This is a genomic window from Flavobacterium rhizophilum, assembly GCF_046000485.1.
GTDB lineage: Bacteria > Bacteroidota > Bacteroidia > Flavobacteriales > Flavobacteriaceae > Flavobacterium > Flavobacterium rhizophilum.
Genome location: NZ_JBELQB010000006.1, coordinates 12,207 through 38,505 on the forward strand (window position 1 = coordinate 12,207; position 26,299 = coordinate 38,505).

Here is a 26,299-nt window from a genome sequence, read left to right on the forward strand (position 1 = left end):
TCAAAAAAATATTGTTTTTAAAATATTAATTATTGTTTTTCGATAATTTATATATATTTGCATCAAACAAACCAATCAACTTTACCTACAATGAGCAAAATAAAAATATTAAACTGGATACTTAAAGGCCTTATTCTCATAACCGCGCTAGGAATAGCACTTAATATATACCTATATTACTCCTCACTACAACACAATCGATTTATAAACTCACTAAAACTCGATATTTTCTATTTTCTATATGCTCCAGCGCTAAAAGGAATACTATTTCTCTCTTCGATAATTTGCCTCCAAATTTCAATAGGCTCTTTTATCAAACATAATTTCTTTAATCCCAAAAGTGTAAAATATCTAAAATATAGCGGAATTTTACTCTTAGTATACAGCCTTGCAGGAATAGGTTTAAACATAATTTTTGTTATTATTAATAACTCTTTTAAAAATGGTTTTCCTGATATAGACTCTTTAAATTTCCTTTTTAAGAGCAATAGTCATATCGCTACACTGATTATAGCTATTGGAATTTTTGTAGTAGGCGATATAATTAAATCAGGTGTTACCATTAAACAGGAAAACGAATTAACGATATAATAAATACCATGAAACGACTTTTAGTACTAAAAACAATCATCAATATAGTATTTGCCTTAACAATAATACCGGCAATATTTGGCCTTCCATTTATTTTAATGACAGCCATAATGCCCGACAGGATTCCGTTTTCCCTTAACGGTGACGGAGATAAGTTTGCCAACATTAAAGGTGCAGAACTGATAATAGCCCTGCTTGCTGTATACATATCTTATGTGTTACTGGTTTACGCGGTATACCTGTTTAAAAAGGTATTGGAAAGTTTTAAAAAGAAACGCTTTTTTGACGAGGTGGTAATTATTTCCTTTAACCAAACGGGAAAAGCCATAATATTAAGCTGGATAATAGGCATATTACCTACAGTATATTTTTCCCTTTTACAGGGCAAAGCAAGTGTAAGCCTGGGCTTTAACACTTCTTTATTCACACTGGGCCTTGGTTTCTTTTTTATAGTACTTAGCGACGTTTTCCTTATGGCAAAACAACAAAAAGAAGAAAATGACCTAACCGTTTAAAACAATTACTATGAAAAACTATATAATGAACCACATAAATGTCATTATTACCGCATTAAGAATACTACTGGCTATAGCGGCTATAATGGCTGTTTATAACATTGGGATGGGAATATTTATAATCATAAAAAACAACCGTGAACTTGCTCACGACTTTTTAAACCAAACCTTTAACCTGCCTGAATATACCATAAGCGAAGAAACACAGCTAGCAGGTATTTTTGCTGTATTATATGGTAGCTTTCTGACTTACCTCATATATGGTATTAAACGTTTTTACAAATGCATGATTAAGATAAAAAGCGGTAAAATGTTTTATAATGACCAGGGGGAAGACTTTAAAAAAGCCGGTACTGCGGTAATCACTTTCGCCAAGGCAAAATTTGTACTATATAGTTGTACCGCACTGGTATTACACTTTGATGTGCCTTTTTTATTCAAACAAATTTTACCTTTTTTAGGACTATACCTTACCGGAAAACTGCTTTATATTATGGCTTATATGGCAGAAAAAGGAGAGTTTATACAGGAAGAAAACGAACTAACAATATAAGCCTATGCCTATTATCATCAACTTAGACGTTATGCTGGCAAAGCGAAAAATGCGCTCTAACGAGCTCGCCGACAAAATAGGCATAACAACAGCTAACCTTTCCATACTTAAAACGGGAAAGGCTAAGGCGATTCGTTTCAGTACACTGGAGGCTATCTGCAAGGAGCTGGATTGCCAGCCCGGAGACATTATGGAGTTTATAGAAGATAAAAACGACAGTAACTAATGATATATCTGCTATTTCTTATACCAATATTAACAACCGTGATATCACCAAAACGGTTTCCTTTATACGCTACAGTGTTTATTAGCATGTATGCGTTTTACGGATATCTCTGGATTGATGAACATTTTGTCTATAACGGAAAAGCCGCATGGAAAGGCTTTGATATGTTTATATGGACCATGTTCACAGGATTGTTTTATTTTGCAACACATACCCTGTTTATATTTTTTGGATGGCTTAAGGAGAATAAAAAAATGATGCGGACACATGTAATAGGCCTTACACTATTAGCAATACATGTAGTAGCAGTAATTTCATGAAACTACAAATCAACCCATTCCTTATTAAACGGGTCTGTGGCATCAAGCAAATCAGTATTGAGTTTCACAGCTAACTGACGACCCATTTCTAAAGAAGCTTCTGGATAACCGTTTGAATATATAGTAAAATGTTTTGAGGTATTGTGCCATACATTTACATCATAAACATAGCCACTGCTATCGGTACGTCCGTCGCCATCACTATCTTTAGACCATCCTTGCCTGAATACCGATATATAGTCAATTTCAGGCAATTCAATCCATTTACCGGTTTTAAAAGGACCTACAACAATCTCTTTTTTATATTTCCTGTTTTCAAGATCAAAATAAACATTATTAATCGCTGAGAATTTAAGAGCATAAGCAAACGTAACTATAGAAAGTGAAACAATCCCTATAATACCTTTAAGCGTTTCCATACTTAACTCTAAAAAGAAGGCAATAACAGCCATAAGCAAAAGCCCAGCTGTTACCGTATAAAAAAGGGCTGCAATAATGGTTTGCCAAAACGGACGCCTGCCCTCACTTATAATAACATTATCTAAAGTTTTCTCCATAAAACAAGTATAATAAAAAAGCCCTGTAATACTACAGGGCTTTCAATTTATATCTAAAAATAATCAAGATTTAGTCAACTAAGATAATCACCTTGTTATCTTTCATTTCCAGCGTACCGGAATTTACAGACAGAAGGAATTTCTGGTCTTTGTCTGACTTTACAAACTTTCCGCCAAAAGAGTTGTTACTCTTAAAATCAGAAACTTCGACTTTTATGTCACCAGCTGCAAGTATCGATACGATATTAGCGTGGTGGTTTAACATCTGGAATTCACCATTTACTCCCGGTACAGTTACTGATGTAACTTCTCCTTTAAATAAGTGGCCTTCCGGTGATACTATTTCTAATAACATAGTTTAAAGTTTTGAGTTTAGGGTTACGTGCTTAGCGTTAACGGATAAACCATGAACTGCAAACCCGAAACCCCGAACTTTTTATTATGCCTCGCTTAACATTTTCTGACCTGCCTCGATTACATCTTCGATGGTACCTTTAAGGTTGAAGGCAGCTTCCGGTAGGTGATCCAGTTCACCATCCATAATCATGTTAAATCCTTTGATTGTATCTTTAATACTTACTAATACCCCAGGGATACCTGTAAACTGCTCTGCTACGTGGAATGGCTGAGAAAGGAAACGTTGAACACGACGAGCGCGTGATACTGAAAGTTTATCATCTTCACTAAGCTCTTCCATACCAAGGATAGCAATAATATCCTGAAGTTCTTTATATTTCTGAAGAATATATTTTACTCTTTGTGCACAGTTGTAATGCTCATCACCTAAAATTTGCGGAGTAAGGATTCTTGAAGTAGAATCAAGAGGGTCTACCGCCGGGTAGATACCAAGCTCAGCAATTTTACGTGAAAGTACTGTTGTAGCATCAAGGTGGGCGAAAGTTGTAGCCGGTGCCGGGTCAGTTAAGTCATCCGCAGGTACATATACCGCCTGTACTGAAGTAATAGATCCTTTTTTAGTCGAAGTAATACGCTCCTGCATAGCACCCATCTCTGTAGCTAGAGTTGGCTGATAACCTACCGCAGATGGCATACGACCAAGAAGTGCAGATACCTCAGAACCAGCCTGAGTAAAACGGAAGATGTTATCTACGAAGAAAAGTACGTCTTTCCCCTGTCCGTCACCTGCTCCGTCACGGAAGTACTCAGCAATTGTAAGACCTGAAAGCGCAACACGTGCACGTGCTCCAGGTGGCTCATTCATCTGTCCGAATACGAATGTAGCCTTAGACTGTCTCATACCTGCTTTATCTACTTTAGAAAGGTCCCAACCACCATTCTCCATTGAGTGCATGAAATCGTCACCGTATTTGATAATACCAGACTCAAGCATCTCACGAAGAAGGTCATTACCTTCACGCGTTCTTTCACCTACTCCTGCGAATACTGAAAGACCACCGTGACCTTTTGCAATATTGTTAATCAACTCCTGAATAAGTACCGTTTTACCTACACCAGCACCACCGAAAAGACCAATTTTACCACCTTTTGCATAAGGCTCAATAAGGTCAATTACTTTAATACCGGTAAATAAAACTTCTGATGAAGTTGACAGATCCTCAAATTTAGGTGCCTGACGGTGAATAGGTAAACCATTCTCACCCTCTTTAGGCAAATCACCAAGACCATCGATAGCGTCTCCAACAACATTAAATAAACGTCCGTAAACGTCTCCGCCAACAGGCATCTGGATAGGGTTTCCTGTTGCAACAACTTCCTGCCCTCTGCTTAATCCGTCAGTAGAGTCCATGGAAATAGTACGAACAGTATCCTCACCTACGTGAGACTGTACCTCCAGTACCAGTTTTGAACCATCTTTTTTAGTGATTTCTAATGAATCATAAATTTTTGGAAGCTCAGCGTTTTGGGTGTTAAACACCACATCTACAACCGGCCCGATAATCTGTGCAACTTTTCCTATTCCTTTAGACATTGCTTATATATTTATTTAACAGCTATTTACGTTTCCTGAAAAAACCTCTTTTTTTCGAGCGCAAAGATAGTTTTTTCCAAACAAAATATCCAATTTATTTTTTGCATTTTTTGCAACAAAAAGCCTGATTATTAAAAATACACTGTATTTATCACTATATACACGGTTTCATTTATGAATTTCAAAAAGAAAAAATACTTATGCATACATTTTCAAAATCAGCAATAAACCTGCTTTAACTGATTTTACAGGCTTTTATAAAGCAAACAAATATATTTTAAGTAAAAAGAAAGCCGCTAAGAAAATCTTAGCGGCTTTTCAGTTCTTTTATTATTAAGATTACTCTACCGTAACCGATTTTGCCAGATTTCTTGGCTGATCCACATTACAACCCCTCATTACCGCAATATGGTAAGAAAGCAACTGTAAAGGTATTGTGGTTACCAGTGGCGAAAGCGCATCAGAAACTTCCGGAATTTCAATAACATGATCTGCTAAATCCTTCACCTGAGTATCTCCTTTTGTAACTACAGCGATAATTTTTCCGCTACGCGATTTAATTTCCTGTATGTTACTTACAATCTTATCATAGTGCTCCTGCTTTGGTGCTACAACAACAACAGGCATTTGCTCATCAATAAGAGCGATAGGCCCGTGCTTCATCTCAGCCGCAGGATAACCTTCTGCATGGATATACGATATCTCTTTAAGCTTTAAAGCCCCCTCAAGCGCCACAGGGAAGTTATACCCCCTACCTAAGTAAAGGCAGTTTGAAGCATCTTTATAGGCAGCTGCCACTTTTTGAGCAACATCGTTGGTTTGAAGTGCTTCTTCCACTTTTTGCGGAATAAGCTCCATTTCCTGAAGATATCTAAAGTAGTCTGATTTTGTAAGCGTACCTTTAGCATTTGCCAAACGTAAAGCAATAAGGGTTAACACCGTAATTTGTGTAGTAAATGCTTTTGTAGAAGCTACCCCGATTTCAGGACCCGCGTGAGTATAAGCTCCCGCATGTGTCTCTCTCGAAATAGACGAACCTACCACATTACAAACCCCAAATACAAATGCACCGTTCTCTTTTGCCATTTTAATAGCCGCAAGGGTATCAGCAGTTTCACCCGACTGGGATATTGCTATAACAACATCATCCTTGTTTATTATCGGATTTCTGTACCTAAACTCAGAAGCATACTCTACCTCTACCGGTATACGCGCAAACTCCTCAAAAATATATTCAGCCACTAAACCAGCATGCCATGAGGTACCACAGGCTACTATAAGTATCCTGTTTGCATTAAGGAATTTTTGAAGGTTATCTTCAACACCGGCCATTTTAATCATACCGGTATCTGTATGAAGCCTACCTCTGTAAGTATCCTTAATTACATTAGGCTGCTCATAAATTTCCTTAAGCATAAAGTGATCGTAACCGTTTTTCTCTATTTGCTCAAGGTTCATTTGTAATTCCTGAATGTAAGGATCCACTAATGAATCATCCTTAATTTTTCTTATTTTAAGCTCTTTTCCAAGCCTTATCACTGCCATTTCCTCATCTTCAAGATATATGGCATTTGAAGTATATTCAATAAAAGGAGAAGCATCTGATGCAATGAAGAACTCATCTTCACCCACACCAATTGCCAGCGGGCTACCCAAACGGGCAGCAACAAGCTCATTTGGTTTCTTTTTATCAAAAACCACAATAGCATAAGCACCTACCACCTGATTTAAAGCCACCTGAACAGCTTTACCCAGTTTAAGGTTATCTTTTTTCTGTACATCTTCAATCAGGTTAACTAACACCTCGGTATCAGTATCTGATTTAAAATTATACCCTCTTTTAATAAGTTCTTTTTTTAAAGGCTCATAATTCTCAATAATACCATTGTGTATTATTACAAGCTCACCTGAATTAGAAAAGTGCGGATGCGAGTTCACATCGTTTGGCACACCGTGAGTAGCCCATCTTGTATGCCCCATACCAATAGTACCGGCAGATGTCCCCTCCTGTTTTGCTCTCTCTTCTAAATCTGAAACTTTACCTTTTGTTTTGGAAAGTTTAAGGTCGTTCCCATCATAAAGAACCACCCCGGCACTGTCATACCCTCTGTATTCAAGTCTCTTAAGACCTTTAATAATAATTGGATATGCTTCTTTGTGTCCTATATAACCAACAATTCCACACATAATTCTTAATAATTTGGTTAATTTGGTTTGGTATAATAAATTTCTAGCTTAAGTCTTTTATCCTCAGGAACATTAGCCCCTGCTTTACTTCCGTAAAGCACCGTTCCCATCGGACTGATTACCGATGATAACGGAGTAGACTTCACTTCGGTCGTCCCTATTGTAAACGGAGTCCTTAATGCTGCGTTCGAAATCTGACTAATAGATTCTGTCACGGCAAGTCCAATAACTACGTTTGTAGAATCTTTGTTAACTATATTATTTACGTGGTCTGTAATACGAACTTTATAACGTAGTCCTTCACCATCATCATCATACTCAAGAATCCCGCCATAAATATAACGGCTGTATTTAGGATTAGATGAATTTGTGGTTTGATCCACATAATAATCATACAAAGGTCTTTTGTTTTTCACATCATAAAGATACAATCTGTTTGGCTCAACTGCATTAGTCATAGCTGCTTTATCTATGTAAAAAGTAAGATTCGCCTCATTTATAAGCACCCTTTCACCTGTTACAGGGTCGGGCTTAAGGAAATCAAGATCCACTTGGTCCAGGATATTAATAAACGCTAACGAACCTTCACCGCCCTTAACATACAAACGCTCATCACCCTCTACTTCGTCTGAAGAGCCTATAGCCGAGGTAAAAGTATCGTTATATGTATTATCGAACAGATTAACGGTATTACCAGTTAAGTTAAGAGTAATAGTTTTGCTTGTAGTTTCCACATTACCCTCGTCATCAAGAACAGGATCTCCGTTAGTATCAAGCTTTGTATCGGTATAAAGTATAACTATTTTACCATCTGTAAAATCCATCATACCCATTGCACTGTCATCACCTACCTGCTCCACATCAAAATAGAGTCCCCTAAAATAATCCTTAAAAACATTGTTATTAACAAGGCTTCCTTCTGGAGCATTAAACATCTTCTCAGTAAAGAAATCCTTATTAAGCTGAAGATACATACCCGGTTTAAATCGTTCAACAAGTTTCTCACTTCCGTCTTCAAGCGTTACTTTTCTGTCAATTTCAGCATCATTGAAGAAGAACTGATCGTTCTCATCAGTATTTGCACTATTGTTCAACAGAACAGAACCCTTATAAGCATCGATAAGTGAACGGTCATCTGAGTAATATTTCTGAATTCCGTCTTCAGATCCCGGATCAGTACTTCTAAGGTAATATCCGTTTTCAAAAATATTCAGTTTTATCTTGCTATTTTCACCACCGAAAATCGAATCCAGAGTATAAGTGCTCTCACCATCAGTATCTGTACTTTCAAGATTACTGAAATATGGCACATACAAGTACACTGTATCTATTACCGGATTGGTTAGCGTTGGGTTTTCACTGGCAAGTGCAACCTGAGTCACAAAACGGGAGATGGTTTTACCAAACACAGGACTATCATATACCCCCAGCGAATTTATAGGCATATTATTAGTTTGCACTGATCCTGTAGGCTTATCAAAAGCGACAGCATTAGCAACATACTTTTCAATACCATTGTGATGTACGTCATCCTGAATGATATCAGAACCTACCTCGTTATATTCATAATCACAAGCTATTACGCTTACAAGAGCAACAGTACCCAAAGCAACAGCAAGTTTATTTAGTATTCGGCTTTTCATAGAATTTTTTTAAAATGTTTTTCTATAAAACCTGATTTTTATAGAAATTAGTATACTCCTCTGCAAATTTATCTTTAGGAACATACGGCAGGAAAGGTTTTCCTGAAGCCTCTACAAACTTAACCATATCATCAGAAACATTTTCTGAAGCTATGATAACGGCGTCAGAATGCGCTATGGATGCTTTAAGTATATTTTCATAACTTGGTTCGGCAAGATGCTTTATGTCACTTTCAGGAACATCATCAAAGACTACCTTTTTAATCATTTCGTTATCCAGCGTACCATCAAAAGACTGCCCATATACCGAAGTAACGATTTTTGTATCAGCAAAAAGTGCTTCATCTTTGTAAAAATGTTTCATATAGATAGGCAACATAGCAGCCATCCAGCCATGAACATGAATAATATCAGGAACCCAGTTTAATTTCTTAACTGTTTCCACCACTCCTTTTGCAAAGAAAATAGACCTTTCGTCGTTATCCGGATAAAGTGTTCCGTCTTCATCGGCAAAAGTTGCTTTTCTTTTAAAGTACTCGTCGTTATCAATGAAATAAACCTGAATCCTCTCTTTTGGTATTGAAGCGACCTTAATGATAAGCGGCATATCCATATCATTCACCACCAGGTTCATACCTGACAGGCGAATAACCTCATGTAACTGATGCCTTCTTTCGTTTATATTACCGTAACGAGGCATAAAAATTCTGATTTGCCCGCCTTGGTCGTTTATCATTTTTGGCACATCATACGACATTAAAGAAACTTCATTTTCAGCCAAATAAGGTACTACTTCAGATGATACATATAATATCCTCTTATCCTCCATTGTAAATATTAGATTTTAGAATTGGGTATAAAAAACACGCAAAATTAAACAATTTTATGCATTTTATCACTAAAATATTAATTTTGCCTCCAATTTTAATTACAAATTAATGCTCATTTTCAACAACAAAACCGATTTAAAAGCACAGTTAGCCAAGCTTAGGGAAACTAACTCGGGCGTTGGTTTTGTACCTACCATGGGAGCCCTGCACAACGGCCACCTCTCCCTTTTAAAGGAATCTGTAAAGCATAACAGCCATACTGTTATCAGTATTTTTGTTAACCCAACCCAGTTTAATAATCCCGAAGATCTGGAAAAATATCCGCGTACCCTGGAAACAGATGTCGATAAGATTAAAACGGTAAATGAGAATATTATTGTTTTTGCACCCAGCGTTAAGGAAATGTATGATGACAACATAACATCGGCAAACTTTTCTTTCGACGGACTGGAAAATCAAATGGAAGGACGTTTCAGGCCGGGTCATTTTGACGGCGTGGGTACCATAGTAAAAAAACTGTTTGAAATAGTAGAGCCGGATAATGCCTACTTTGGCGAAAAGGATTTCCAGCAGCTTCAAATCGTTAAGAAGATGGTAGAAAAAAATAATATGCCGGTAAATGTTGTAGGATGCCCTATACTAAGGGAAGAAAACGGACTGGCAATGAGCTCACGCAACCAGCGACTTAGCGATGAAGATAAAACCAAGGCAGCATTAATTTACAAAACCTTAACCGAGGCAAGGCAATTATTTGATAATCATCCCGTTGAGTACATTACCGAATATGTAAATAACATTTTCAAGGCACACCCTGAGTTTGAAATGGAGTATTTTGAAGTAGCAGAAGAAGATACTCTGCTACCTGCTACCATTAAGGAAAACAAAAAATACCGTGCCTTTATTGCTGTTTTTTTAAGTAATATTCGCCTAATAGACAATATTTCATTAAATTGATTACCTTTGCGCCATGCAAATTCAAGTTGTAAAATCCAAGATTCACCGCGTTACGGTGACTGGAGCCGATTTAAATTACATAGGCAGTATAACCATTGACGAAGCGTTAATGGAAGCTGCAAACATTATTGAAGGTGAAAAAGTTTCTATAGTTAACATTAACAATGGTGAAAGACTTGAAACTTATGTGATAAAAGGAAACAGGAACAGCGGAGAAATAACACTCAACGGTCCGGCTGCCAGAAAAGTACAAAAGGGAGATATTATCATAATTATCTCTTATGGTATCTTTGAGTTTGAAGAGGCTAAAACATTTAAGCCTTCTATTGTTTTTCCGAATGAGACAGACAACTCGCTAACATAATTTGAAAAAAAAGTTAAGCAGAATATTAAGTATACTACTCCCACTTTTGTTGGGAGTTTTTTTAGTTATATACACATTCAGGCAGTTTACCCCACAGGAGGTAGAAGATGTAAAAAACAGCTTTAAAACAGCCAATTACCTGTATGTGGGTATATCACTCCTTGTGGGCTTGACCGGATTTTGGGCCAGGGCCTACCGCTGGAAATACACCCTGGCACATATAGGCTACACCGCGCCTTTTCCTGTAAAATTTGGTGCTGTTAGTATTACCTACCTCATGAACATGATTGTTCCGCGCAGCGGAGAAGTAAGTCGCGCTATTGTTTTAAAACGATATGCCGATGTACCTTTTGACAAAGGCCTGGGCACCATAATCTCGGAAAGGATAATAGACCTTTTCCTGCTTATTATAGTACTAAGCGCCACTGCATTTTTACAGTTTGATGTTGTAAAAGAACATCTTGCCGATGTACCTTTTAAAAAATTACTTATTTACGGGATTATAGCCGGAGCATTGTTTTTAGGCTCCATCCTGTTTTTCATATACTCAAAACTAAGCTGGGTACAAAAACTCAAAACAAAAGTATCAGGACTTATTGAAGGGGCTCTCAGCGTTTTTAAGATGCCTAACAAATGGCCCTTTCTGTTACTTTCGGTTTACATATGGTTCTCTTATGTGCTTATGTTTTACATAACCATTTATGCCCTTCCGGAAACGGCAAATCTTTCTTTCGGGTCGGTAGCTACTGCCTTTGTAGTAGGCAGCCTGGTTATTACTTTCACTAACGGCGGAACAGGCTGGTTCCCGGTTGTTATAGGCAAAACACTTACCGTTTACGGCATACCTTTTACTGCCGGAACTGCCTTTGGTTGGATTGTTTGGGGATCGCAAACAGGCCTTATTATTTTACTTGGCGGCCTGTCATTTTTATTATTGCCTTTACTTCAAAAAAGCAAATAATCGCTATCTTTCCACCTTCAACTAAAAACCGACCAAAAGCAATGAAAAAAATTACCTTACTGTTGCTGATTTTTGCTTTTTGCAATACCTACGCACAGCAGCTTACCACTGAAGAAATCACATCTGAAGCTTTAAACGAAAACAGACTGGTAACCATAAAACTACCAAACTCGTACGAAAGCAACAAAGACAAAAAATACCCATTACTTGTATTACTCGATGGCGACTACCTTTTAGATCCTTTTGCCGGAGTACTATCGTATACTTCCTACTGGGATGACCTTCCTGAAGTTATAATAGTAGGCATTAGCCAACCCGACAGAGATAGGGACTGCGAATGGGAAAGCGAGAGTGGACTACCGCAGGAAAAAGGAGAAAAATTCTTTGATTTTATAGGACGTGAAGTTGTACCTATGATGGAAAAAAAATACAGAGTATCTCCGTTTAAAATTATAGCTGGTCACGACGTTACTGCCGGATTTGCCAACTTCTTCCTGTATAAGGATAATCCGCTTTTTAATGCCTATATCATGATGAGCCCGGTACTGCCTGCAGAAATGGAAACCCGTATACCTGCAAGATTCAAGGCTATAGACAAACCTATTTTTTACTATCTGGCTACAGCCGATGGCGATGTAGGCCGACTGAAAAATAAAATAAAAGCAATGGACGAAAACATTAAGGCAGTAACCGAAACCAAGTTCCGTTACCTTTTTGACGAGTTCATTGGTGAATCTCATTACTCATTAGTACCAAATGCCATTCCAAGTGCATTGTATCATATTTTCTCTTCATACCAGCCTATCACTTCAGATGAGTTCCAAAAACTGGCCGCACAAACTTCCGGTTATGTTGAGTACCTTGAAGACAAGTATGAGATGATTGAAAGGGATCTTGGTGTAAAAATGACCGTACGCCTTAACGACTTTAAAGCCATTGAAGCGGCTATTATGAAAAATGGCGCCTTTGGAGAATTTAAAGATCTGGCAAACGTAGCAAGAAAAAACTACCCTAAAACCATAATAGGCGAATATTATGAAGCATTGTATTACGAATATACAGGCAACATTAAAAAAGCCATCAAAGTATACAATAACAGTTTTAACTTTGAGGAAATAGGCGGAATAACAAAAGATTATATGCTTGAAAAAGCAGAGAGTTTAAAAAGTGAGATGTAATATTTATGGCTAAGTTAAAAACAGCTTTTTTTTGTCAGAATTGCGGCACCCAGTACTCTAAATGGCAGGGACAGTGCAATTCGTGCAGGGAATGGAACACCATTGTTGAAGAAGTAATCCAGAAGGAGGAAAAACAGGCATGGAAACCATCGTCTCCCGAAGTTAAAAGAGCTGCAAAGCCATTACGCATAAATGAAATAGACTCTTCTCAGGAAATTCGCCTTAATACGGGCGACGGAGAATTGAACCGTGTACTGGGCGGTGGCCTGGTACCCGGTTCACTTACCCTTTTAGGCGGTGAACCCGGCATAGGTAAAAGTACGCTGCTTTTACAGATATCGCTTCGCCTTCCCTACAAAACACTTTACGTATCGGGTGAGGAAAGTCAGAAACAGATAAAAATGCGTGCCGAAAGGATTACCCCCTCGGCAGACAATTGTTTTATCCTTACCGAAACCAAAACCCAGAACATTTTCAAACAGATAGCAGCTATTGAACCCGAGGTGGTTATAATCGACTCTATCCAGACACTGCATACTGATTTCATAGAATCATCAGCCGGAAGTATCTCACAGATAAGGGAAACTACTGCCGAACTTATTAAGTTTGCCAAAGAGACAAATGTACCGGTTATACTTATAGGACACATTACCAAAGATGGTAGTATTGCCGGACCAAAAATACTGGAACACATGGTAGATACCGTACTTCAGTTTGAAGGCGACCGTAACCATGTATACCGTATACTGCGCTCCCTTAAAAACCGATTTGGTTCTACAGCCGAACTGGGTATTTACGAGATGCTTGGAACAGGACTTAGAGAAGTCGCAAACCCATCGGAAATATTAATATCCCACAAGGAAGAAGAGCTTAGTGGCACGGCAATAGCCACCACTATGGAAGGCATGCGCCCACTTATGGTAGAGATACAGGCACTGGTAAGTTCTGCCGTATATGGTACTCCGCAACGAAGCACTACAGGATATAATGCCAAAAGGCTTAACATGGTTCTCGCCGTACTGGAAAAAAGAGCCGGATTCAGGCTGGCAGCAAAAGATGTTTTCCTAAACATTACCGGTGGCATTAATGTAGACGACCCTGCTATTGACCTTGCCGTAGTAGCAGCCATACTATCTTCTAACGAAGATATACCTGTAGGAAAAGACTTTTGTTTTGCGGGAGAAATAGGACTTTCGGGAGAAATACGCCCTGTTAACCGTGTGGAACAGCGCATTTTAGAAGCAGAAAAATTAGGATTTTCCACTATTTTTGTATCTAAGTACAATAAGATTTCACTTAAAAACACCCTTATAGAAATAAAACTGGTCTCTAAGATAGAAGATGTAGCAGGCCATTTATTCGGGTAACAGGATACACTATGCAAAAAATCAATCCTAAAAAAGCAGCTATACTCACCCTTAAAATAGTTGCCGCACTTCTGGTACTTTTAATTATAGGCTTTTTTGCCTTTCGCAATACATTTTTAAATAAGGCTATAGATAAGACCATAGCCAAAATGAATACCGAATACAACAGCACGTTTACTGTTGGCAATGCCTCTTTTAAAGGGCTGTCGGGTATTGAAGTCAGTAATGTATCATTAAAACCCAAACAGGGTGATACACTACTGAAAATAGAAACCGTAAAAACAAGCATTAACCTGTCCCGTCTTTTAGCAGGCGAAGTACAACTAGGCATGCTTGAAATGAAAAACGGTTACATCCAGCTAATCCAAAACGAAAAAGGGAAAAACTTTGAATCGTTCCTGCACCGCAAAAAGGGAGCGGTATCAAAAATTAAAAGTGAAGGCCCTGATTATGCCCGTAAAGCATACAAACTGTTACATAAGCTACTAAACCTTATCCCTACCGATATGCAGCTGGAAAACCTTACTCTTACCGTTAATGACAACGGACGCAGGGTAAACCTCAACCTGAAACAACTCAGATTAGCTAACGAGCAGCTGGAATCGTTTATGGCAGTGGAGACCGACAGCCTTTCGCAAAACTGGGAAGTAAAAGGTTTTGCCGATCCAAGGAACAGGCAGGCCGACCTGAAATTTTACAACTCAGACAAAGGCAGGATTATTGTCCCTTACCTTGACGAGCGTTTCGGACTTAAATCAGGCTTTGATTCCATCAGGGTAAATGTAGAGAATATAAACCTTAGCGGTGACGAGTTCAGGGTAGACGGTTTTGCTTCTATTGGCAATTTTATGGTAAATCATCCCAAAATTTCCAAAAAAGATGTAGTAATAAACAGTGCCCGTTTTGACTACCATTTTCTTTTCGGACCTGATTTTATAGAACTGGACAGCACCTCTGCCATGCAGCTCAACAAAATAAAAATACAGCCGTTTGTTCGTTACAGCATAAAGAAAGATACCGTTTACCAGTTAAAGGCAACAATTCCTAACATGAAAGCACAGGAGTTTATCAACTCCCTTCCTAACGGACTGTTTACCCATTTTGAAGGCATGGAAGCCGATGGTAACTTCAGCTATCAGCTCCACTTTATGTATAACAAAAATAAACCCGATGATATAGTTTTTGACAGCAGCCTGAAAAAAGAAGGCTTTAAAATCAAAAAATACGGGGAGGCCGATTTGGGTAAACTAAACACCTCTTTTGTATACAGGGCAGTAGATAACGGTGTTAAACAACGTCCTATAGTTGTGGGTCCCGATAACCCTAACTATACACCGTATGAACATATCCCAGGTTTCCTTAAAAATGCTGTATTGACAAGCGAAGATCCTTCGTTTTTCCATCACAGAGGCTTTATTAATGAGGCGTTTAAACAAAGTATTGTAAAAAACATACAAACCAAAAAATTTGCCCGTGGTGCCAGTACCATAAGCATGCAGTTGGTTAAAAACGTTTTCCTTACCCGCGAAAAGACACTTTCACGAAAACTGGAAGAAATCCTGCTGGTATATATACTGGAAAACAATCGCATTGCCAGTAAAGAAAGGATGTTTGAGGTATACCTCAACATTATTGAATGGGGCCCTAATGTATATGGCGTAGGCGAAGCAGCACAATACTATTTCCAAAAGCCACCACTGGCCCTGTCACTGGACGAATCGGTTTATCTGGCAAGTATAATCCCGAGGCCTAAAAAGTTCATGTGGCGCTTTAACGACAGGGGCGAACTAAGGGATTTTGCCGTAACTCATGACAACTACATCAAGAAACTAATGGTAAACCGTGGTGTGATTCAGGCGAATGATACCATAGGTCAAACCGGACAGATAGATGTTAACGGCCCTGCAAGGGAGTGGCTTAAAATTAGGGAGGAAGCAGTACCGGAAATTGACACTACCGAGACAAAAGGATTCTTTAAAAAACTATTTGGAGGAGATAATTAATACACTCTCCCAACCTTAGGCCCGTTTTTATGCTCTATAACAATAAATGCAAATTAAATTGTTATGAGAGCACTTCTGATTATTTTATTATTGGCCGGCAATGTAATGCTGGCACAAAAACCTGTATTTACGAATGCCGAAGCAAAATCGGCTACCGTATATTTTAACGGCGCCGAACTTACCCATACAGCAAACGTAAAACTTCCGGCAGGTACAAGTGAGATAGTTATTAAAAACGTAGCCGATTACCTTAATGAGAGTACGGTTCAAATTGGCGCACCATCTACCCTTACGGTACTTTCGGTACAGTTTACCCGAAATTATATTTCAGAGTACACCCCAGATGAAACCTCTCCGCAGGTAAAACAGGTGCGCGACAGTATTACCCTTTTAACTCAAGAATTTAGAAGGATCATAAATGCCAAAACATCTGAAGAAAAGATACTGGAATTACTGGACAAGAACAATCAGGTATACGGTCAGGATTCAGGACTAAGTGTAGCCGAGCTTATGAAAATGGTAGACTATTATAAAGCCAAAAGAACCGAAACTGCCAATACCATAAATACATTATTGACACAGGAGAAAAAAATCGCTGAAAACATTACCCGCCTTAACCGAAAACTGGAGGTAAATACCAGTAAAACAGAAAATGATTCGCAGGGTAAACTGGTACTACAGGTAATGAATGAAACGGCAGGTAACGTTCCTCTTTCCATAAGCTACCTTACACCAAGTGCCACATGGTCTCCCTTTTATGACCTTAGAACCGAAAGTATATCTGAACCTATTAACATGATGTATAAGGCACAGGTAACACAACAAACCGGAGTTGACTGGAAAAAAATAAAACTTACCTTATCAAGCGGACAGCCTAACCAAAACAATGAGGCCCCTATACTAAGCGCGTGGTTTCTTAGATTTAATGATCTTCGTAATTACCGTAGCGGGGATGTTTCTGTAATGAATAGCTTACAGGGACAGGTAGAGGAGTTACAAATTTCATCGGGTAGAGGTGCTCCGGGAGCTGCTGATAGTATATACAAAAGAGAATCTTCACTAGATGAATATGTAGCCATAACAGAAAACCAGCTTACGGTTTCGTTTGATATTGATGTGCCTTATGATATTTTAAGCAACGGTAAAAAGCACAGTGTAACCCTTAAGGAAATAAAACTACCTGCTTCATACAGGCATTATTCGGTTCCAAAACTGGAGAAAGAAGCTTTCCTGCTTGCCGAAATAGAAGACTATTCCAAATACAACCTATTAAGCGGTGAAGCCAATATTATTTTTGAAGGTATGTATGCCGGAAAAACATACATAGACCCAAACAGTACCAGTGACACTCTAAGATTAAGCATGGGTCGTGACAAAAAGGTATCGGTTAAAAGAGAAAAAGTGGCCGATAAGTCGGGATCTAAATTCCTGTCATCTTACAAAGAGCAAACCTTTACTTACGACCTAACCGTAAAAAATAACAAAAAAGAAACTGTATCACTTATGCTAAAGGACCAATACCCTATTAGTACCGATAAAGATATTCAGGTAGAATTACTGGAAAGTGATGGTGCCAAAATAAATAAGGAAACCGGAGTTTTAACCTGGGAACTGAAGTTAAAACCGGGAGAGAGTAAGAAACTTCGTATAAGCTATAAAGTACGCTACCCGAAAGACAAACCCATTTATAACCTATAAGGTTATGTTAACCAGCTTGTTGTATTGTTAATTTATTATTACTTTTAAAAAACAACCAATACAATTTAGCTATGAAAACACTATTTACTTTTGTTGTTTGCCTCTGTACAGGTGCTGCCTTTGCACAGGCGCAACCCGAACTGGAAATGTATGCCACAGGGTTTAGTTCGCCGGTAGTAATAACCAATGCCGGAGACGACCGCATCTTTATAGTCGAACAGGGAGGGCTTATCCGTTTCATTGACGATACAAGTCCCGATGCTACTACCTTTCTGGATATAAGTGACCTTATCTCTACCGGAGGGGAGCGCGGACTATTAGGGCTGGCTTTTCACCCTGATTATGCCACTAACGGGTATTTTTATGTAAACTATACCAATGGCGACGGTACAACGGTTATTTCCCGCTTTACTGTAAGCGATACCGACGAGAATGCTGCCGACCCGGATAGTGAAATAATGATGATAAATGTACCACAGCCGTTTAGTAACCATAATGGTGGTTGCCTACAATTTGGCCCGGATGGTTACCTGTACATTGCTATGGGTGATGGCGGTAGCGGTGGTGACCCTAATAACAATGCCCAAAACCTGGAAAGTTATTTAGGGAAACTGCTTCGTATAGATGTTCAGGACGACGGTTCGTACGACATACCGGGAGATAATCCTTTTGCAGGAACAAGCAATGTAGAGGAGATTTGGGCTTACGGATTACGTAACCCGTGGAAATTTTCGTTTGACTCGGCTACTGGTGATTTATGGATTGCCGATGTGGGTCAAAATGCGATTGAGGAAATAAACAAAGTTGACGGGACTTCGGCAGGGCTTAACTACGGATGGCGTTGTTATGAAGGCAGTGACGAATATGACATGAGTGAATGTGGCGGAATTACCGGAACCGTTATGCCTTATGCCCAATATACCCACAATGAAACAGGAGGCTGTTCCATAACAGGGGGATATGTATATAGGGGGACTATGTATCCGGGTATGCAGGGAATGTATTTCTATGCCGACTACTGTTCTAACGTGGTAAGCTCTATAGATACCGAAGCAAACATAGAAGAGGTTCAAACCGTAGGCGGAAGCAACTTTACCACATTTGGCGAAGATGCAAACGGTGAGCTATACATTACAGGGATGAGCGGTATTATATACCATATAAAAGATGCCAACCTTGGGCTGGAAGATGTTAACAGCAATCTGTTTGCCGTTTACCCTAACCCGGCTTCACAAAACCTGTTTATAAAAAACAATACTGTGAATACCCCTTTACAAAGAGCTCACATATATGATACAAGCGGAAAAGTGCTTTTAAACAAACCGCTGGAAAATACTGAACTGAACAGTCTTGATATTTCAGGACTTTCAAACGGCTTATACATTTTAGCCCTTACTGATGCTAACGGTTCAAAATACAACTATAAGCTGGCAGTAAAATAAAGTACACGACTAACCTTGATTAAAAAAGCCCGGAAGTATTTGCTTCCGGGCTTTTTGTTTCTGTATAAAAACTGCTTACTCTATATCGTTAAGCATTTTTGAAATTTCATCCAGTTTTGGCGTAAGGATAATTTCTATCCTCCTGTTTTTAGATCTTCCTTCTGCCGAATCGTTATCAGCAACAGGAGCAAATTCTCCCCTACCGGCTGCAGTTAGGTTTTTAGGGTCTACACTTTTATTCTCACGAATAATGTTTACAATAGCTGTAGCACGTTTGGTAGAAAGATCCCAGTTATTGGCAATCTGTCCTGATCCGTTATAAGGAACATTATCAGTATGCCCTTCAATAAGTACGGTAATATCCGGGTTAGCAGCCAGTACTTTAGCCACTTCGGTTACTGCCCTTTTTCCTTCAGTACCTACTGTCCAGCTACCTGAATTGAATAACAGTTTATTCTCCATAGACACATATACCTTTCCGTTTTTGTGCTCTACAGTAAGACCTTTACCTTCAAAACCATTAAGTGCTCTTGAAAGGGTTTCTTTAAGCGCTCTTAAACCTTCTTCCTGAGCAGCAATCATACCTTCAAGCTCGTCTACACGTTGTGAACGTTCCTGTAGGTCGCTTTTCAGTTTGTTTAATCTTTCCTGCTCGGCAGCGAGGGCTTTTTCCTTAGCCTCAAGTTCGGCTAAAAGCTCCCTGTTCTTTTTCATATTACTGTCAAGCGCAGCACTACTGTTTTTCTCTAATGCACTGTATGATGCCTTAAGGTTGTCAAGGCTGTTTTTTGTTGCAGCATAATCGGCAGCAAGTTTATCTCTTTCCTCTTTAGCCTTATCCAGTTGAGACTGTAAATCTTTCGACTGAAGATCAAGGTTGTTTTTCTCCTGAGCCAGTGTTGAATTTTCATCGGCCAGGGCACGGTTTTCTTTTTTAAGATCGGCATATTTATTTTCCAGATCCTTATAAACCTTTGATGACACACACGATGTAGTAAGTGCCATTAAAAGTATACCTGCAGTAATTTGCTTTACCATTTGTGTATTCGTGTATTTAGTAATTAATTAGGTTCTTATTCAAATTCCACTACTATAGGGCAGTGGTCGCTGTGTTTAGCCTCGGGCAAAATAACAGCCCTTGTAAGCCTTTCACGCATTGGTTCGGTAGCCATGGCATAATCTATACGCCACCCTTTGTTGTTGTTACGGGCATTAGCCCTGTAGCTCCACCAACTGTAATTGTGTGGTTCCTTATTAAAATGACGGAACGTATCTATAAACCCATTTTTGATAAAGGCATCCAGCCAGGCTCTTTCCTCCGGAAGGAAACCCGATACTTTTGCATTTCGCACCGGATCGTGAATATCTATCGCTTCGTGACATATATTATAATCACCACATATAATAAGGTTAGGGATTTCTTTTTTCAGGTTATCCACATAATCGTGAAAATCCCTCATGTATTGGAACTTGTGCTCCAGCCTGTCAATATTAGTTCCGGATGGCAGGTAAAGGCTCATTACCGAGAACGTATCAAAATCAAGTCTTATATTACGCCCTTCAAAATCCATATAATCAATTCCCGTACCATAAACCACGTTATTTGGCTTGTGCTTGGAGAATATTGCTACTCCGCTATATCCTTTTTTCTGAGCCGAAAACCAATAGTGATAAGGATATCCGGCAGCTTCAATTTGCTGTACGTCTACCTGATCGTGAGTTGCTTTTGTTTCCTGCAGGCATATAATATCGGGGTTGGCCTGTGTTAACCACTCCATAAACCCTTTTGTAAATGCTGCCCTGATACCATTTACGTTGTATGAAATAATCCTCATTTTCCCTTTTTATTTGGTTCAAAAATAACCAAAAAAGGATGAATATAACAATTTGTGCAACAATACATTATAACCGACTTGTTTTCAGAAAACTACAAAAAAACTCACCTTTTACTGCCTTAAAAACAATAATCGCCCCCACCGTTTGTTCAGAATTGTTATCTTTGTTTCTTGCAGTAACACTAATGTAAATGAGCTTAGTTACCTCTAAAGAAGTTGCAAAAGCAATTAAAGCCGATAAATACGGGGTTTTTGGAACCTTTTCAGGCTGGTTGCTAATGAAAGTTCTAAAGATATCAACCCTAAACAAAATATACGATAGGAACAAACATCTTGAGGGTGTTGAGTTCCTTAACTCTATATTAAACGAATTCCAGATTAAGTTTGAAATTCCTGAAGAAGACTTAAAACGTATCCCTAAACAGGGACCTTACATAACCATATCAAATCATCCGCTGGGAGGTATAGATGGCATACTTCTTTTAAAGCTTATGGTTGAAAAAGACCCTAACTTTAAAATTATTGCTAACTTTTTGCTTCACCGCATTGAGCCACTAAAGCCGTTTGTAATGCCGGTTAATCCTTTTGAAAACCATAAGGATGCAAAATCGAGCGTTGCAGGAATTAAAGATGCCTTAAGACATTTAAGCGATGAAATGCCCTTGGGAATTTTCCCTGCCGGGGAGGTTTCTACCTACAAAGACGGAAGACTTCTTGTAGACAAACCATGGGAAGAAGGAGCCATTAAGCTTATTAAAAAGGCACAGGTTCCGGTTATACCTATTTACTTCCATGCTAAAAATAGCAGGCTGTTTTACTGGCTGTCTAAAATAAGCGATACCATGCGTACGGCAAAACTGCCAAGCGAACTGCTTACACAAAAAGACAGAGTTATAAAAGTAAGAATAGGTAAACCTATATCGGTTGCCGAACAAAAGGAACATGAAACTGTTGAGGCTTACTCAGAATTTTTAAGACGAAAAACCTATATGCTTGCAAACCCATTTGAAAAAGGCACTAAGCTTATAGATGCTTCCAACCTTACTTCGAGCCTTAATATTAAAATACCAAGAAGCCCTAAAGAAATTGCAGGTCCGGCTAACCATTCCCAAATACTTTCGGAAATAAAGCTTTTAAGAAAAGGGGATTATCGCCTTTTACAAAGCAAAAACTATGAAGTGTTTTTTGTTTCGGCAGATAAAATCCCGAACATACTGCATGAAATAGGCCGACTTAGGGAAATTACATTTAGGGAAGTAGGCGAAGGGACTAACGAATCGCTTGACCTTGACAAATATGATAAGTATTACCACCATATGTTCCTTTGGGACGAGGACGCCAAATGCATTGCCGGGGCTTACCGTATGGGGCTGGGTACCGAGATTTATACCAAATACGGTATAGATGGTTTTTATCTGCACGATCTTTTCCGTTTTGAACCGGAACTGTATGATATGATGTCAAAATCCATTGAAATGGGCAGGGCATTTATCATTAAGGAATACCAGCAAAAACCAATGCCTTTATTCCTGTTATGGAAAGGTATTGTACACACCACATTAAGATACCCTGAACACAAGTACCTTATAGGTGGGGTAAGTATTAGTAACCAGTTCTCTGAGTTCTCAAAATCACTGATGATTGAGTTTATGAAGTCGCACTATTACGATCCATACATTGCCCAATACATCCACCCGAAAAAAGAATACAAAGTAAAACTTAAGGATGCCGATAAGGATTTTGTTTTCAACGAAACCGAATCAGACCTTAATAAGTTTGACAAGATTATAGAAGAAGTGGAACCTAACAACCTTAGGCTTCCGGTTCTTATTAAAAAATACATTAAGCAAAACGCTAAGGTTATTGCCTTTAACGTAGATCCGTTGTTTAATAACGCTATTGACGGATTAATGTACATAAGGATAGCCGATTTGCCGGAAAGTACCGTAAAACCGGTAATGGAAGAGTTTCAGGCCGAACTGGAACGTAAACTTTCCGAAAAAGAAGAACAATAAAAAAGCCTTCCGTTTGGAAGGCTTTTTTATTACAGGAATGCCTTATCTACAGGTTCCCATAATTCAATTTTATTCCCTTCAGGGTCTAATATCCAGGCAAACTTGCCATAATCATACGCCTCGGGTTCTCCAACAAGGGCTACACCTTCCTCTTTTAGTTTAACCAGCAAACCATCCAGATTATGCACTCTAAAGTTTTGCATAAACTGTTTTTGCGAAGGCTCAAAGTATTTGGTGTCGGCTGCAAAAGGCGACCATTGTGTAGATGCCTTATTTCCCTTGTCGTCCATCCACCAAAAAGTACAACCATAGTCATCTGTATTAAGTCCTAAGTGTTTTTTATACCAGTCTTTAAGCTTAGACGGATCTTCACTTTTAAAGAAAAACCCTCCTACTCCTGTAACACGTTTCTCCGGCTCATTGGCTTCTGTTTCCCCGAAATACAGCGCTTTAATCTTATCTACAATAACCTGCGCCAGTCGTTCGTGGCTTTCAAAAGTCCATCCGGCAATATGCGGAGATAACAGCACTCTGTCTGAATTCAACAGATACTGAAAAGCTTCAGATATATTATCATCTGTAAATAAATGTTCAAATGAAGATTTTTCGTATTCCAGTACATCCAGTGCAGCACCTGAAATTTTTCCGCTCTCTATGGCATCGGCTAAATCGTTAGTCACAACACTTTTTCCACGCGCTGTGTTTATTAGCCAAAATGGCTTGGCAAAAGCATTAATAAAGTCGGCATTCACCATTTTGTTAGTTTCGGGAGTCCAGGGCGTGTGCAGGCTAAGTACATCTGCTTTCTCCTGTAACTCTTGTAGCGAAACCTGTTTAGCATTCGCATCGCCCACCATTGGTTTTATATCGTAGCACAATACCTCAACATCAAAACCACGTAGTTTTTTGGCAAACGATTTACCCATATTACCATAACCGATAATACCTACCGTTTTCCCGTCAAGCTCTTGACCACGGTTACCTTCCCTTATCCATTTACCCGAACGTATTTCCCTATCGGCACGGTTAAGGTTATTGAATAACGACAACAGCATACCCAGAGCCTGCTCCCCTACTGCGTTACGGTTCCCTTCGGGAGCAGCAATAAGATTTACACCTTTAGCCTCAGCATAGTCACAGTCAATACTCTCCAGCCCTGCCCCCACACGGGCTATGAACTGAAGGTTTGTTGCCTTATCAAGAAAAGTCTTGTCGATATCAAAACGGCTACGTATAACAATACCGTTATATTCATGGATTTTAGCCTCTATTTCCTCTTTGGTCGATTTGTAGTCGGCGTGATTTTCAAATCCTGACTGTTCCAACTGATCCCATAAAACAGGATTGTTGCTGTCTATATGTAAAACCTTTACGTTTTTGGCATTTAAAGTCATGTCACTTGTATTTGTGACACAAAGTTACCAAAGTTTATTACATATTTATGAAAGCGTTTCGTTATGCTGCGAAAGATCCAGACCCAATTGTTCTGATTCTTCCGAAACACGAAGCGGAATAAACAGGTTGGTGAATTTATATAACAGCAATGCCCCAAAGAAAGAGAAAAGGGCTACAAGCACTAAGGCTATCATGTGGTGCGCAAAAACACCCCATCCGCCATGAAGTAAGCTTGCGTTTTCACCCTCGGCAAAAATAGCCGTAAGTATCATACCCATAATACCGCCCACACCGTGGCAGGCAAAAACATCAAGGGTATCGTCTATTTTTTTTAGCTGTTTCCAGTGTACCATTATGTTAGACACTATAGCAGCAGCAAAACCGAAGAATATACTTTTAGGAATAGACACAAAGCCCGCAGCAGGTGTAATAGCTACAAGCCCTACAACGGCGCCTATACAACACCCCAGTGCCGAAACCTTCCTTCCGTTAAGCCTGTCAAAAAAGGCCCAGGTAAGCATAGCCGAAGCCGAAGCAATGGTTGTAGTAGCAAATGCCATGGCTGCAGTATGATTTGCTGCCAGTGCCGACCCGGCATTAAAACCGAACCAGCCAAACCAAAGCATCCCTGTGCCAAGAAGTACAAAAGGTATATTAGTAGGTATGTGTTCTACATTTTTACGTTTACCCAATACCAGTACCCCTGCTATGGCAGCAAAACCGGCACTCATGTGTACCACGGTACCTCCGGCAAAATCTTTCACGCCAAAGTAAGCCCCCAAGAGTCCGTTAGGATGCCAAACCATGTGGCACAACGGTGTATAGATAAACAGGCAGAAAAGACATATAAATAAAAGGAATGATATAAAACGGATACGCTCTGCCAACGACCCCGTAATGATTGCCGGAGTGATAACGGCAAATTTCATTTGAAAAAGGGCAAACAGGATAAACGGAATGGTTGATGCCATTTGCGCATGCGGGTGTTCGTCTACAAAATCAAAAAAGGCAAAATCGGTTGGGTTACCTATAATACCATATTTCACTCCGTTGATAGTTATACCTATAGACTCTCCAAAAGAAAGGCTGAATCCTACCGCTACCCATAACAGACTTATTACCCCAAGACAGATAAAGCTTTTAAGCATAGTAGAGATTACATTCTTTTTCCCTACCATCCCCCCGTAAAAGAAGGCTAACCCCGGTGTCATAAGCAATACAAGGCACGAAGCCGTAAGCAACCAAGCCACATCGGCAGGTACTATGGTATCGGTACTGTTAAATTGTGAAGTTGTTTCGGTAGGAGAGGCATGCTCCCAAAACAATCCGGTTATAGCAACCGCAGCAGTAATAAAAAAAGCAACAATCCAGCGTTTTTCTAATTTTTTCTCCATAACACCCCTTAAAATTACAGGGTTAAAGATATAAAAATATAGTTTTTTAATCATTACAGTTTATATTTTTGAGGGTATTTCAAAAACAGCTTAAGTTTTATCCTTTATTTTTTTGATTTACTAAATAATGCTTTCAAAAAGATTTCTTCTTCTAAATTAGTCAGTACTTTTTTAACGTCCCAATCGGAAATTAGTTTTTTGTTAGTGTTGGATATTTGTTCGCCTTCTACTTTTCTTCTCAAAATATCAGACAACAAAATCAAATCACATGAATAGTAATTTGGATAGTTTTCTTCAATAAAATTCCAGTCCATAGTATA

Annotated in this window: 25 protein-coding genes and 1 pseudogene; 14 read left to right on the forward strand and 12 right to left on the reverse strand. The window is 39.0% G+C overall.

Annotated features, from left to right (window positions below; genetic code table 11):
* Positions 1-90 precede the first annotated feature (90 nt).
* The 5 genes from ABS768_RS08805 to ABS768_RS08825 are packed head-to-tail and all read left to right on the forward strand — an operon-like array spanning position 91 to position 2,205.
* On the forward strand, positions 91-591 hold the full coding sequence (locus ABS768_RS08805) for a DUF2975 domain-containing protein (RefSeq protein WP_408074605.1): 501 nt from the start codon (positions 91-93) through the stop codon (positions 589-591).
* Between the two features lie 8 nt (positions 592-599).
* Positions 600-1,106 (forward strand): DUF2975 domain-containing protein, encoded by a 507-nt coding sequence (locus ABS768_RS08810; protein WP_408074606.1) that lies wholly within the window; start codon positions 600-602, stop codon positions 1,104-1,106.
* A gap of 10 nt (positions 1,107-1,116) precedes the next feature.
* A complete protein-coding gene (locus ABS768_RS08815) occupies positions 1,117-1,659 on the forward strand; it encodes a hypothetical protein (protein WP_408074608.1) in 543 nt (180 codons plus the stop codon).
* Between the two features lie 4 nt (positions 1,660-1,663).
* Positions 1,664-1,885 carry a helix-turn-helix domain-containing protein gene (locus ABS768_RS08820; RefSeq protein WP_408074609.1) on the forward strand — a complete coding sequence of 74 codons (222 nt, stop codon included), beginning with the start codon at positions 1,664-1,666 and terminating at the stop codon, positions 1,883-1,885.
* Positions 1,885-2,205: a hypothetical protein gene (locus ABS768_RS08825; protein WP_408074611.1), complete on the forward strand. Its 321-nt coding sequence runs from the start codon at positions 1,885-1,887 to the stop codon at positions 2,203-2,205. Before ABS768_RS08820 ends, ABS768_RS08825 begins: the two co-directional genes overlap by 1 nt.
* Before the next feature lie 2 nt (positions 2,206-2,207).
* Here ABS768_RS08825 and ABS768_RS08830 read toward each other — a convergent pair whose 3' ends face one another.
* The 6 genes from ABS768_RS08830 to ABS768_RS08855 form a co-directional block, all read right to left on the reverse strand.
* Complete coding sequence (locus ABS768_RS08830; protein WP_408074612.1) at positions 2,208-2,762, reverse strand: hypothetical protein; 555 nt, start codon at positions 2,760-2,762, stop codon at positions 2,208-2,210.
* A 70-nt stretch (positions 2,763-2,832) separates the two neighbouring features.
* Positions 2,833-3,117, reverse strand: coding sequence for a F0F1 ATP synthase subunit epsilon (locus ABS768_RS08835; protein WP_035131348.1), 285 nt, complete (start codon positions 3,115-3,117; stop codon positions 2,833-2,835).
* Positions 3,118-3,201: 84 nt separating this feature from the next.
* Complete coding sequence (atpD, locus tag ABS768_RS08840; RefSeq protein ID WP_408074614.1) at positions 3,202-4,713, reverse strand: F0F1 ATP synthase subunit beta; 1,512 nt, start codon at positions 4,711-4,713, stop codon at positions 3,202-3,204.
* Positions 4,714-5,052: 339 nt separating this feature from the next.
* Positions 5,053-6,900: a glutamine--fructose-6-phosphate transaminase (isomerizing) gene (gene glmS / locus ABS768_RS08845; protein ID WP_408074616.1), complete on the reverse strand. Its 1,848-nt coding sequence runs from the start codon at positions 6,898-6,900 to the stop codon at positions 5,053-5,055.
* 17 nt (positions 6,901-6,917) lie between these two features.
* Positions 6,918-8,543: a DUF4270 domain-containing protein gene (locus tag ABS768_RS08850; protein ID WP_408074617.1), complete on the reverse strand. Its 1,626-nt coding sequence runs from the start codon at positions 8,541-8,543 to the stop codon at positions 6,918-6,920.
* Positions 8,544-8,565: 22 nt separating this feature from the next.
* Positions 8,566-9,372, reverse strand: coding sequence for a glycogen/starch synthase (locus ABS768_RS08855; RefSeq protein WP_408074618.1), 807 nt, complete (start codon positions 9,370-9,372; stop codon positions 8,566-8,568).
* A gap of 109 nt (positions 9,373-9,481) precedes the next feature.
* On the opposite strand from ABS768_RS08855, the gene panC reads away from it, so the two are divergent.
* The 8 genes from panC to ABS768_RS08895 all read left to right on the forward strand — a co-directional run bounded on the left by panC (position 9,482) and on the right by ABS768_RS08895 (position 19,340).
* The gene (panC, locus tag ABS768_RS08860; protein ID WP_408074620.1) at positions 9,482-10,327 is read left to right on the forward strand and encodes a pantoate--beta-alanine ligase; all 846 of its coding nucleotides are present in this window, start codon (positions 9,482-9,484) and stop codon (positions 10,325-10,327) included.
* A 13-nt stretch (positions 10,328-10,340) separates the two neighbouring features.
* The gene (panD, locus tag ABS768_RS08865) at positions 10,341-10,691 is read left to right on the forward strand and encodes an aspartate 1-decarboxylase (RefSeq protein WP_035131358.1); all 351 of its coding nucleotides are present in this window, start codon (positions 10,341-10,343) and stop codon (positions 10,689-10,691) included.
* A 1-nt stretch (position 10,692) separates the two neighbouring features.
* A complete protein-coding gene (locus ABS768_RS08870; RefSeq protein ID WP_408074621.1) occupies positions 10,693-11,652 on the forward strand; it encodes a lysylphosphatidylglycerol synthase transmembrane domain-containing protein in 960 nt (319 codons plus the stop codon).
* A gap of 41 nt (positions 11,653-11,693) precedes the next feature.
* Positions 11,694-12,830 (forward strand): alpha/beta hydrolase, encoded by a 1,137-nt coding sequence (locus tag ABS768_RS08875; protein ID WP_408074623.1) that lies wholly within the window; start codon positions 11,694-11,696, stop codon positions 12,828-12,830.
* Between the two features lie 5 nt (positions 12,831-12,835).
* A complete protein-coding gene (gene radA, locus ABS768_RS08880; protein WP_035131364.1) occupies positions 12,836-14,197 on the forward strand; it encodes a DNA repair protein RadA in 1,362 nt (453 codons plus the stop codon).
* Positions 14,198-14,208: 11 nt separating this feature from the next.
* On the forward strand, positions 14,209-16,200 hold the full coding sequence (locus ABS768_RS08885) for a transglycosylase domain-containing protein (protein WP_408074625.1): 1,992 nt from the start codon (positions 14,209-14,211) through the stop codon (positions 16,198-16,200).
* 63 nt (positions 16,201-16,263) lie between these two features.
* The gene (locus ABS768_RS08890) at positions 16,264-17,898 is read left to right on the forward strand and encodes a DUF4139 domain-containing protein (RefSeq protein WP_408074626.1); all 1,635 of its coding nucleotides are present in this window, start codon (positions 16,264-16,266) and stop codon (positions 17,896-17,898) included.
* Positions 17,899-17,969: 71 nt separating this feature from the next.
* Positions 17,970-19,340: a PQQ-dependent sugar dehydrogenase gene (locus ABS768_RS08895; protein ID WP_408074628.1), complete on the forward strand. Its 1,371-nt coding sequence runs from the start codon at positions 17,970-17,972 to the stop codon at positions 19,338-19,340.
* A 75-nt stretch (positions 19,341-19,415) separates the two neighbouring features.
* On the opposite strand, the gene ABS768_RS08900 is transcribed toward ABS768_RS08895, so the two are convergent.
* Complete coding sequence (locus ABS768_RS08900; RefSeq protein WP_408074629.1) at positions 19,416-20,378, reverse strand: OmpA family protein; 963 nt, start codon at positions 20,376-20,378, stop codon at positions 19,416-19,418.
* 35 nt (positions 20,379-20,413) lie between these two features.
* The gene (locus ABS768_RS08905) at positions 20,414-21,175 is read right to left on the reverse strand and encodes an exodeoxyribonuclease III (protein ID WP_035131374.1); all 762 of its coding nucleotides are present in this window, start codon (positions 21,173-21,175) and stop codon (positions 20,414-20,416) included.
* A gap of 191 nt (positions 21,176-21,366) precedes the next feature.
* Here ABS768_RS08905 and ABS768_RS08910 point away from each other — a divergent pair, with 191 nt between their 5' ends.
* Positions 21,367-23,190 (forward strand): GNAT family N-acyltransferase, encoded by a 1,824-nt coding sequence (locus ABS768_RS08910; RefSeq protein WP_408074631.1) that lies wholly within the window; start codon positions 21,367-21,369, stop codon positions 23,188-23,190.
* 29 nt (positions 23,191-23,219) lie between these two features.
* On the opposite strand, the gene ABS768_RS08915 is transcribed toward ABS768_RS08910, so the two are convergent.
* The 4 genes and pseudogenes from ABS768_RS08915 to ABS768_RS08930 all read right to left on the reverse strand — a co-directional run bounded on the left by ABS768_RS08915 (position 23,220) and on the right by ABS768_RS08930 (position 26,293).
* Positions 23,220-23,636 carry a VOC family protein gene (locus tag ABS768_RS08915; protein ID WP_408074846.1) on the reverse strand — a complete coding sequence of 139 codons (417 nt, stop codon included), beginning with the start codon at positions 23,634-23,636 and terminating at the stop codon, positions 23,220-23,222.
* Positions 23,616-24,584: pseudogene (locus ABS768_RS08920) on the reverse strand (2-hydroxyacid dehydrogenase); the annotation flags it as partial. The pseudogene ABS768_RS08920 and the gene ABS768_RS08915, both read right to left, overlap by 21 nt.
* A 45-nt stretch (positions 24,585-24,629) precedes the next feature.
* A complete protein-coding gene (locus ABS768_RS08925; protein ID WP_408074847.1) occupies positions 24,630-25,979 on the reverse strand; it encodes an ammonium transporter in 1,350 nt (449 codons plus the stop codon).
* A 104-nt stretch (positions 25,980-26,083) separates the two neighbouring features.
* Positions 26,084-26,293, reverse strand: coding sequence for a hypothetical protein (locus ABS768_RS08930; RefSeq protein WP_408074633.1), 210 nt, complete (start codon positions 26,291-26,293; stop codon positions 26,084-26,086).
* Between the last annotated feature and the right edge of the window lie 6 nt (positions 26,294-26,299).

What these genes read in the sequence shown, in the direction of transcription:
- ABS768_RS08805 (WP_408074605.1), top strand. Translation starts at nt 91, where the DNA reads ATGAGCAAAATAAAAATATTAAACTGGATACTTAAAGGCCTTATTCTC.
- ABS768_RS08810 (WP_408074606.1), top strand. Translation starts at nt 600, where the DNA reads ATGAAACGACTTTTAGTACTAAAAACAATCATCAATATAGTATTTGCC.
- ABS768_RS08815 (WP_408074608.1), top strand. Translation starts at nt 1,117, where the DNA reads ATGAAAAACTATATAATGAACCACATAAATGTCATTATTACCGCATTA.
- ABS768_RS08820 (WP_408074609.1), top strand. Translation starts at nt 1,664, where the DNA reads ATGCCTATTATCATCAACTTAGACGTTATGCTGGCAAAGCGAAAAATG.
- ABS768_RS08825 (WP_408074611.1), top strand. Translation starts at nt 1,885, where the DNA reads ATGATATATCTGCTATTTCTTATACCAATATTAACAACCGTGATATCA.
- ABS768_RS08830 (WP_408074612.1), bottom strand. Translation starts at nt 2,762, where the DNA reads ATGGAGAAAACTTTAGATAATGTTATTATAAGTGAGGGCAGGCGTCCG.
- ABS768_RS08835 (WP_035131348.1), bottom strand. Translation starts at nt 3,117, where the DNA reads ATGTTATTAGAAATAGTATCACCGGAAGGCCACTTATTTAAAGGAGAA.
- atpD (WP_408074614.1), bottom strand. Translation starts at nt 4,713, where the DNA reads ATGTCTAAAGGAATAGGAAAAGTTGCACAGATTATCGGGCCGGTTGTA.
- glmS (WP_408074616.1), bottom strand. Translation starts at nt 6,900, where the DNA reads ATGTGTGGAATTGTTGGTTATATAGGACACAAAGAAGCATATCCAATT.
- ABS768_RS08850 (WP_408074617.1), bottom strand. Translation starts at nt 8,543, where the DNA reads ATGAAAAGCCGAATACTAAATAAACTTGCTGTTGCTTTGGGTACTGTT.
- ABS768_RS08855 (WP_408074618.1), bottom strand. Translation starts at nt 9,372, where the DNA reads ATGGAGGATAAGAGGATATTATATGTATCATCTGAAGTAGTACCTTAT.
- panC (WP_408074620.1), top strand. Translation starts at nt 9,482, where the DNA reads ATGCTCATTTTCAACAACAAAACCGATTTAAAAGCACAGTTAGCCAAG.
- panD (WP_035131358.1), top strand. Translation starts at nt 10,341, where the DNA reads ATGCAAATTCAAGTTGTAAAATCCAAGATTCACCGCGTTACGGTGACT.
- ABS768_RS08875 (WP_408074623.1), top strand. Translation starts at nt 11,694, where the DNA reads ATGAAAAAAATTACCTTACTGTTGCTGATTTTTGCTTTTTGCAATACC.
- radA (WP_035131364.1), top strand. Translation starts at nt 12,836, where the DNA reads ATGGCTAAGTTAAAAACAGCTTTTTTTTGTCAGAATTGCGGCACCCAG.
- ABS768_RS08885 (WP_408074625.1), top strand. Translation starts at nt 14,209, where the DNA reads ATGCAAAAAATCAATCCTAAAAAAGCAGCTATACTCACCCTTAAAATA.
- ABS768_RS08890 (WP_408074626.1), top strand. Translation starts at nt 16,264, where the DNA reads ATGAGAGCACTTCTGATTATTTTATTATTGGCCGGCAATGTAATGCTG.
- ABS768_RS08895 (WP_408074628.1), top strand. Translation starts at nt 17,970, where the DNA reads ATGAAAACACTATTTACTTTTGTTGTTTGCCTCTGTACAGGTGCTGCC.
- ABS768_RS08900 (WP_408074629.1), bottom strand. Translation starts at nt 20,378, where the DNA reads ATGGTAAAGCAAATTACTGCAGGTATACTTTTAATGGCACTTACTACA.
- ABS768_RS08905 (WP_035131374.1), bottom strand. Translation starts at nt 21,175, where the DNA reads ATGAGGATTATTTCATACAACGTAAATGGTATCAGGGCAGCATTTACA.
- ABS768_RS08910 (WP_408074631.1), top strand. Translation starts at nt 21,367, where the DNA reads ATGAGCTTAGTTACCTCTAAAGAAGTTGCAAAAGCAATTAAAGCCGAT.
- ABS768_RS08925 (WP_408074847.1), bottom strand. Translation starts at nt 25,979, where the DNA reads ATGGAGAAAAAATTAGAAAAACGCTGGATTGTTGCTTTTTTTATTACT.
- ABS768_RS08930 (WP_408074633.1), bottom strand. Translation starts at nt 26,293, where the DNA reads ATGGACTGGAATTTTATTGAAGAAAACTATCCAAATTACTATTCATGT.